The sequence below is a fragment of the Paeniglutamicibacter sp. NPDC012692 genome, assembly GCF_042901625.1.
Lineage (GTDB): Bacteria > Actinomycetota > Actinomycetes > Actinomycetales > Micrococcaceae > Paeniglutamicibacter.
In genome coordinates, this window is sequence record NZ_JBIBDE010000017.1 from 1 (window position 1) to 7766 (window position 7766).

The window sequence follows — 7766 nt, forward strand, 5'->3', positions numbered from 1 at the left end:
TGCTCGCGCTGACCTACAGGTCTGCCATCGTTTTGCACGCCGTCCTGATCTGGAGCACGGCAATCACCGAGAGTCGATTAGGAGACACGCCCTAGTTCCGCCTCGTCGAATTTGCTGCCCTTGGGCCGGCACCCGCGCAACTCGGCTTTCTTCTGGGCCGCATGCGGCGCATACGTCCCGCGGCCCCGCGCGCCTCTCACCGGGCCGTTGCGGCGTAGCTCCCGGCTGATCGTGGAGGCGGAGCGGTCCAGCTGCACCGCGATTGACCGTGCGCTGGAGCCGGACAGGTGAAGGCGGCGATCCTCAGCCGCTCGTCCAGGGACAGGAACCGGCCCGAGGGCTCAGGTTTTTTCCGCGGGATTCGCCCGCCGGTTGCTTGACGCCAACGATGGCCGGTTCGTCGATCCACTCCTACAGCGTTGCACGCCGCACTCAACGTCGAGCCTTGGGACATCAGCACCCAGAACCGGGCTTCCTTGGCAATCCGTTCCGTCTTCGAATGCATGCACAACACCTCACAACAAATGGGGTGGTGCGACGACCGATTGAACTCGCCGTTCCTTTTACGGACGCGCAATCACAGTGATGAGGACTTTGGACAGCCCGTGCCTTTGCCGTTGGAAAAAGACAGCGGGGGCACCGCGCATGAAATGCACCGACAATGAAGACGACTGTGGACCGTATTGCGGTTTGATGCAGATGACTCCTGACAAACCATGTATCCGAAGTCGGCTGCATTTGCCCCTAAATTCGGGAATTTCAATGCAGAAGACTTCTAAAAATGACAACCACGACAGCCCACGGAGGATAATCGGGTGTCTCGTTCAGCTATTGCCTTATGCATACTTGACTGCGAGCAGATTGACTACCATGCGTGCTGGCGACTATCACGAATGCTGGATTCCGCCAGATGCCGAAGCATCGGGCCGAAATCGTCAGGAGGCCGGAGCAGCCTTTGCTCTAAATACGGGAACTCGCTGCCCCTGGAATGAAGAGGAAATCAGAATATCTAGTCTCTTCACCCTCGTTTCTTCCTTCTTCGCGCTCATCACCCACCAGACAGAGTCACGCCTGTAGGACGGTGCGAACTTCGAAAACTTATCCCAAGCCGTCTGATGCTCCTTGAATCTCAGTTCGTAGGCGGGGTTTAGCTCCACTTTGCGTGTTTCCGATGAGTAGCCCTGAGCGTCATCTCGGCTGTTGAACAGTTCCAGTCCTTCCGGCCTCATTTTTCCCAACCGCATCAACGCCTCAACCTTATTGACGTTGACAGAACTCCACACGCTATTTCGTTTGCGGGGTGTGAAGCGCACCTTGTAGCTGTCACTGTCGACACTTTTTCTGAGTCCATCAATCCACCCAAAGCACAGTGCCACATCCACGGCTTCAGACCATGTTTGACTGACCTTGCCAGAACCCGTTTTGTGGAACAGCACCCACACCTCAGGTGATTGGTTGTGGTGTGTTTCTAACCAATCGCTGAAAGCATCCGCATCGCTGAAAAATAGCGTATCGACCACTTCTGCCTCCTAGCTGGCTGGGGTCCGGGCCAACCACTCTAGGATCGCACTCGTGGTTTCGCTGTGGCGTTCCTGCTGGACCCAGTGGCCGCTGTCAAAGCTGATCTCTTCAACATTTGGAACGAATAGAGACAGGTGTTCCGAGCGGGCGACCGCGTCGCGAAGACCGTAGATCATGAGTGCGGGCTGATGGATGACGGGGTCGGCATCTGCGAGCAGGTGCCAGTTGCGATTGAGGTTGCGGTACCAGTTAATGCCGCCAGTGAACCCTGAATGCTTGAACGCGGAATCGTAGACTGCCAGGTCACTTTCGCTGAGCAGAGGCTCGCCAAGAGGAGAGTCGCCCTGGGCGATCTCGATCAGTGCCATGCCCGGTTTGGGCGGCATGAGCGGCTCGTCCCGACGGTAGAGGTTGTTGATAAAACGTGCGGGATCCGCGTCGAAGACCGCGTCAGCAACGCCCGGCTGCTTGTTGAAGTGCACGAAATAGTAGTCACTTCCTAGCACCGCCTCCATGAAATTGAGCCATGGCATTTCGCCGCGCGCGAGGTACGGCAAGCTGAGCGCCACGACTTTGTCGACCCGATGCGGGTACAGCAGCGTGAAGCTCCAAACGATAAACGCTCCCCAGTCGTGGCCGATGAAGGTCGCGCTCTCGTAACCGAAATGGTCAAGCAGGGCGGCGAAGTCGCCCGTCAGGTGCTCGATATCGTAATCGACGATATTGTCTGGCCGGGCAGAGTTGCCAAATCCCCGCTGGTTAGGGGCGATCACGTGGTAACCGGCAGCGACGAGAGCCGGGATCTGATAGCGCCAAGTGTATGCAAGATCTGGCCATCCGTGGCAGAGCACGATGGGGTTTCCTGCGTTCTCTCGGCCGGCTTCGAAGACTTCAAGGTCCACACCATTCACGGGAATGATGGTGGTCTCAGTGAAAGGGATTTCATGCGTTGATGTGTTCATGTCTCCAAAGTAGTTCCCTAAATAGGCCACCTATTGACCGGTTTCTCTGGAAGTATGAAAATCATGAAATCGGATCGTTTGGTGGCCATCCTCCTGATGCTGCAGCGGCGTGAGCAGGTCACGGCCGCGGAAGTCGCCAAGGAACTGGAGGTTTCTGAACGCACTGCTCGCCGCGACCTGGACGCGTTAGGCATGGCTGGGGTCCCGATCTATTCGATTCAGGGCCGTTCCGGTGGGTGGCGTCTTCTTGGTGGCGGACGCACAGACCTTTCAGGCCTCACCGCGAGCGAAGCTCGCGCCCTGTTCCTTGTCGCCGGGCCAGCGACAGCCTCGGCAGCCGCAGAGCCTGAGTTGAAGGCAGCCCTTCGAAAGCTCGTCCGAGCCCTGCCTGAGACCTTCCGCACGCAGGCCGAGGCCGCAGCTTCTTCCATGATCGTAGATTCGCAACCGTGGGGCGCGAGCGATAGGGTGAACCCGCGTCCACAGTTCCTTGACGTTCTACAGGACGCCGTGATCCGCGGCGTGCAAGCGCAACTTAGCTACGTCGACAGCGCTGGCAAGGAATCCGAGAGAATTGTTCATCCATTGGGTCTGGTGGCGAAGGGTTCACGCTTGTACCTCGTTACTCACACCGAGATGGGTCGGCGTACGTTTCGCCTCGACCGCATTACTGCAGTTACTCCAAGCGACGCCCCCGTTCACCGAACCAAGGGCTTCGACCTCGCGGAAAGTTGGCGCGACATTACCGACGAAGCTGAGCGCGACAGTACAGTCGTCGAGGTGCGCGCGAACTGCGCCCCCGAAGGGCTCAGCTTCCTCCAAACGGCAGTCGGCGACAACCTCGAAATTAGGACAGCTTCAGGCGATGGCCGCATCCCAGTGGTGATCCATGCGCCTAGCGAGTACGGGATCGCCGGCCATCTCGCAGGGCTCGTCGAGTGGCTTGACATCACCAGCCCACAAAGCGTGTGCGACCACTTGGCGATGATCGGCGCAGCACTCACCAACCGTTACACCAAACGCGCCAGTACGGACACAACATCCTAAGCCCACTGGAGCATTACTCATCAAGGATCATGAAGAGTGAACCGTCCAGGGAATCATGCCGCCGTTTTGTTAGCAGCATGATTCCCGGGACGGTTCAATATGCAGGTACTCGTCGCGCAAAGCGATGCGGGCCACTACTAATCACTTGTGAGACTGTTCCGTAGAGCGTTCCGCTTGTGAGGTTTCGTTCGCCATGCAAAAGGCCCCAGGCACTGATGGCCGAGAGGACGCCGAGATGAAGCGCAGTATGTGATTGCAGACGGAGACAAAAAGCGTCGGAAAACCCATCTCCAGCCCGGCCGTCAGCAAGGAGACATGGCAGCGGAGGCACCTGTTGCGGTTACCTGCAGGGAAACGACCCAAACCACGGGCGAAGAAGGCAGAATCAGACCATGACGGAATTCCTGGATCTTTCCCTTCTAGACACCACGCTCCAGGCCACGAAGGAGTGGCGCTCCCATTTCTCAGACCTCGGGTTCTTCGCCAGCGGCATTGCCTTTCACCATGATCCAACGGCTTTCGGTGGGGAGGGAGCCGACCTCGCGACGATCGTGGCTAACGGCGTCGAGGTCGAAGCGGCCGAGTTTGCAGCGAACGACATCCGGTTTTCCGCCGTGTTTCCAGACGGACATTCCATCTACGGGGGCGAGACCTTCTTCGCGGAAACCGATGGCCGGCGCGGCTTGTTCGGAGCGATGCGTATGCCGGAAGCAGCCGTGGAGGCCCACTCTGCTCTCAACGCCCTGCTCGTTATCGCGACCATGAAAGCCATCGCGGACGCCGCAACCCACAAAACATGGGATGAGATCCAACGTGCCGGCGGGATCGAAACCCCCACGGGCAGGTTGTCCCCTCTCGACCTGGACTGATTTACCCGTCATGAAGCCACCAATCAGCGCTGCGAAGTTTGCGGTGATTTAGTGTCCGCTCAAGGTTCCGCTACGGGACGATTGAACTTCACTGAAAATGGACTGAGGCAGAATAGTCCCATGAACATACATCCAAACGGATCGCAGACCGGCGAAGCGACTTCGGTTCCGAAGGTATGGCCTCTACCAAGACTCATGAAGCGGAACCCGGTCATGGCTGTTTTGCTGGTCGCGGCCCTCATCGCCATTGCGGTTCTCCTGGTAAAGATGTGGTCACTAGCCAACGGCGGGATGATGATCTTGGCCGGGGCCATCACAGTTTCCTTTGTATTCATACTTTTAGGCGCGTTGCGCCCCCGCCGGGTCAACAGCTAACCCTTCATCCCACCAGCGATTCTCATCTGCCTCGGCAGGGAAATCACAGTAAGCCACGAAAATCTGAATTATTGTCCCGCAGAGCGTTCACTATTGGAGCGGACCGTGTTTGGGGAATGATTGGAATGAGATTGCCTGCTTTTTCTAGACTGGCTCTATTCTGACGTTCCAGATCTCGCCTAGGGCGGTGGTTCCGGTTGGGGTGATGTCCAGCCCGCGCCCGCTGGAGCGCTGTAGAACCCAGCCCCGGTCGAGGAAGAAGGAGCCTAGTGCTGCTCCTAGGGCGCCGGCTAGATGTGTTTTTCGCTCGGTCCAGTCTGGGCAAGGTCGTGTGAGGGCTCTTTTACCCGTGAGGCGATTGGTGTCGATACCAATACTTTGAAGTCTTTGGTGGCCTTCCTCTGTCACTGCGTATTCTTCTTCGGTGATCCACAAGCTCTCGACCATGGAGGTGAGGAGTTCGACGCCAAGCCGTCCGGCAAGATGGTCGTAGCAAAACCTGGCGCGGGCGATGTCGCGTGCTTCACGGGACTGCCGATACCCGATGACCGGGATGGGTGGGCAGAGGTGCCCTAATTGTTCTAGGGCGCCGGCAACCGAGTTGTTGGCTAGCGAGTAGAAACGCTGCCTGCCACGTGCCTGACACTGGACCAAGCCCGCTTCAACCAGCACGGCAAGGTGTTCGCTGGCTGTCGCCGCGCTCACACCGGCAGACCTTGCCAGTTCCCCGGCAGGCCTGCTGGAGCCGTCCATGAGCAGATTGATGAAGGCAGACCGCGCCGGGGCGGACAAAGCCCTTCCGATCTGCGAAAAATCTCTACTCATGCGATCAGGTTACAAGGTCGAAGGCCAGCAACTGGTACCAAGCCAAGCCATGGCCCATTCCGGTCTTGGAAACCAGGCACTAGCTCGGCCCGTACGGCTTGTACAAGCCAACCAACTCTTGAATTCGAGAGTAGCTTGTCTCGGTAGTTGCGAGGCGGCCGTCCCGAAGGTCTTTGGCGACGTTAACGGCTGCATCCAACGCTGCCCGATACGGTAGTGATCCGGTGCTGATCCGGCGCACACCCAGGGCGGACAGGTCATCTAGGGTGTGTTCGGGTGTAGCCAGAACGTTCACGGGTACCGTCACGGCTGCGGTGAGTGCGCTGATCTGTGTTGCATCCAGCGTTCCAGGGATGAAAATGCCGTCGGCTCCGGCATCCGTGTAGCAACGTGCACGGGCAACTACTGCCTCAATAGTGGGTTCCTCTCCGAGCCAGAAGTTGTCCACCCGCGCGTTGATGTACACATTCGGAGTGCGCGCCTTGATCGCGGCGACCTTGACCGCATGCAGGACCGGATCAATGAGCCGTCCGTCTGTGCTGTCCTCAATATTGATCCTCTCCACCCCCAGGCCTTCAACGTAGTCGGCCACGACGGTGGCAGACTCAGCGAATCCGTCTTCGATGTCAACGGAAACGCAGCACTGCAGGGTGGATAGCTGTCTTGCCAGTCTCTGCGTTAGTTCTCGGACGGCGCGACTCCCATCAACGTGGCCGTGGCTGACGGCCAGTCCAAGGCTGCTCGTGCCGATCGCCGTGAAACCAGCGTCCAGGAACATCAGAGCCGAGGGGATGTCCCATGCGTTGGGTAGCACCAGCGCAGAGGCGCCATGGTGGAGGTCCCTGAAGCTCATCGGATGGCCGCCGCTGCGAGGATGCGCCCCATGTGCTCACCGGGGCAGGCATGGTGCCCCCTACCAAAGTGGGCGCCATGGAGCTCCACCTCGACTTCAGTACCTGCAGCATCTACGCGGCGGGTGCTGAGTATCGGTGGCCCCTCATTCTTGTCGCGTAAAGCTTGGATCAGGGCACCAACCCCCGCTTGTGACTGCACCAGGATGCAGATGTTCGCGGCCGTCACTTCGTCCCGCACCCCGAAGGCTGCCACGAGTCGTTCAACGGCTTCATCAGCGGCGGCGGAGTGGGGAGAATGCGGTTGGTATCCCGACGCCGCCAGGGCAACTTCTTCAGCCAGATCAGTGGGCATTCCCATGGCTGTGAGCACCGTCGTTGCCGGGTCTTCCCCGTCCACTGGCACAACGGTCAGCTGAGCCAAAAGATGCTCTGTCAGGAGCCTGCGTCGTCGATGGTTTTCTCCTTCGCTAAATCGGACTGCTTCTCCGCGAAGCCAAGCCACCCCCAAAGGAGAAGGCGCAGCATATGGCACTGTGAAGCCGCTATGCTCCAACGTTTCCGACGTCATTTTCTTCATGGTTCAAGTTTGGAGGCAGAATACTTCGGCCCAAACCGAACTGTTACGGCACACCGCTCTCGCACGAGTCAACGAGCGGAACCCCGCCCATGCAAGCAGCCGCTCAATGCACGCCAGGACCAGCCGAAACAATAGCGGCGATGGAGCTTTGGCCCTTCCCCCCAGTGGAACCTGCACACAACGCGTATCTTGAAGCTCTGCGGTGCTTGGAGGCCCATCCAGCCAGCGGTGATTCCAACAATGCGAAGTGTCCCGCAGAAGGTTCCTTGGGTTCTTGCGGTGACTGCAACACTTAGCGACTGGGTGTTGACGTGGGAAAGTATTCGATTCTGTACCGGCCCGACCTCTTGCAGGTATTCTGGGCGGGGATGCAGGCAGGCGATTTCATCACCGATGCCGTCATTCCCCTGAACACCAGCAGGCGCACCGGGCGCACCGTTCTGGCCGCCGGCGGTGTCCGTCCCCGCCGGGGAAGGGATTTGAAGGACCGCTGCTTGACCTTCGCCCAGCGCGAGGAGATCGCCATCCTGCGTGCCCAAGGACAGTCGCTGCGGCGGATCGGTGAGGCCATCGGATGCTCCGCCTCGACGGTGTCCCGGGAGCTGCGGCGCAACACCAAACCCGGGCAGGAGTACCGGGCGACCTCGGCCCACGTGCTGGCCTACGAGCGGGCCTCCCGTCCCAAACCCGCCAAGCTCCACACGAATCCGGTGTTGCGTGGAATAGTCGAGGAGGA

General features: G+C 59.0%; 9 protein-coding genes and 1 pseudogene. 4 read left to right on the forward strand and 6 right to left on the reverse strand.

The features are described 5' to 3' along the window. Positions 1 to 77: 77 nt before the first annotated feature. From ACFY5D_RS22025 to ACFY5D_RS22035, 3 genes and pseudogenes are all read right to left on the reverse strand, one after another. Positions 78 to 290 (reverse strand): annotated as a pseudogene (locus tag ACFY5D_RS22025) (helix-turn-helix domain-containing protein); the annotation flags it as partial. A 645-nt stretch (positions 291 to 935) separates the two neighbouring features. Next, on the reverse strand, positions 936 to 1520 hold the full coding sequence (locus tag ACFY5D_RS22030) for a YdeI family protein (RefSeq protein ID WP_387534739.1): 585 nt from the start codon (positions 1518 to 1520) through the stop codon (positions 936 to 938). Between the two features lie 9 nt (positions 1521 to 1529). Then, the gene (locus ACFY5D_RS22035) at positions 1530 to 2483 is read right to left on the reverse strand and encodes an alpha/beta fold hydrolase (RefSeq protein ID WP_387534741.1); all 954 of its coding nucleotides are present in this window, start codon (positions 2481 to 2483) and stop codon (positions 1530 to 1532) included. A 54-nt stretch (positions 2484 to 2537) separates the two neighbouring features. On the opposite strand from ACFY5D_RS22035, the gene ACFY5D_RS22040 reads away from it, so the two are divergent. From ACFY5D_RS22040 to ACFY5D_RS22050, 3 genes are all read left to right on the forward strand, one after another. Continuing rightward, positions 2538 to 3530: a helix-turn-helix transcriptional regulator gene (locus ACFY5D_RS22040; RefSeq protein ID WP_387534743.1), complete on the forward strand. Its 993-nt coding sequence runs from the start codon at positions 2538 to 2540 to the stop codon at positions 3528 to 3530. Positions 3531 to 3922: 392 nt separating this feature from the next. Continuing rightward, complete coding sequence (locus ACFY5D_RS22045; protein WP_387534745.1) at positions 3923 to 4399, forward strand: hypothetical protein; 477 nt, start codon at positions 3923 to 3925, stop codon at positions 4397 to 4399. A 120-nt stretch (positions 4400 to 4519) separates the two neighbouring features. Continuing rightward, positions 4520 to 4774, forward strand: a complete 255-nt coding sequence (locus tag ACFY5D_RS22050; protein WP_387534746.1) for a hypothetical protein — start codon at positions 4520 to 4522, stop codon at positions 4772 to 4774. 144 nt (positions 4775 to 4918) lie between these two features. On the opposite strand, the gene ACFY5D_RS22055 is transcribed toward ACFY5D_RS22050, so the two are convergent. The 3 genes from ACFY5D_RS22055 to ACFY5D_RS22065 all read right to left on the reverse strand — a co-directional run bounded on the left by ACFY5D_RS22055 (position 4919) and on the right by ACFY5D_RS22065 (position 7030). Next, on the reverse strand, positions 4919 to 5599 hold the full coding sequence (locus tag ACFY5D_RS22055) for an ArsR/SmtB family transcription factor (protein WP_387534748.1): 681 nt from the start codon (positions 5597 to 5599) through the stop codon (positions 4919 to 4921). 79 nt (positions 5600 to 5678) lie between these two features. Next, entirely contained in the window at positions 5679 to 6452 is a 774-nt protein-coding gene (locus tag ACFY5D_RS22060) for an isocitrate lyase/phosphoenolpyruvate mutase family protein (protein WP_387534750.1), read from the reverse strand. After that, entirely contained in the window at positions 6449 to 7030 is a 582-nt protein-coding gene (locus tag ACFY5D_RS22065; RefSeq protein ID WP_387534752.1) for a hypothetical protein, read from the reverse strand. Before ACFY5D_RS22065 ends, ACFY5D_RS22060 begins: the two co-directional genes overlap by 4 nt. Before the next feature lie 368 nt (positions 7031 to 7398). Here ACFY5D_RS22065 and ACFY5D_RS22070 point away from each other — a divergent pair. Continuing rightward, positions 7399 to 7766 (forward strand): transposase (locus ACFY5D_RS22070; RefSeq protein WP_387534754.1); only part of this gene is annotated, 368 nt, incomplete at its 3' end.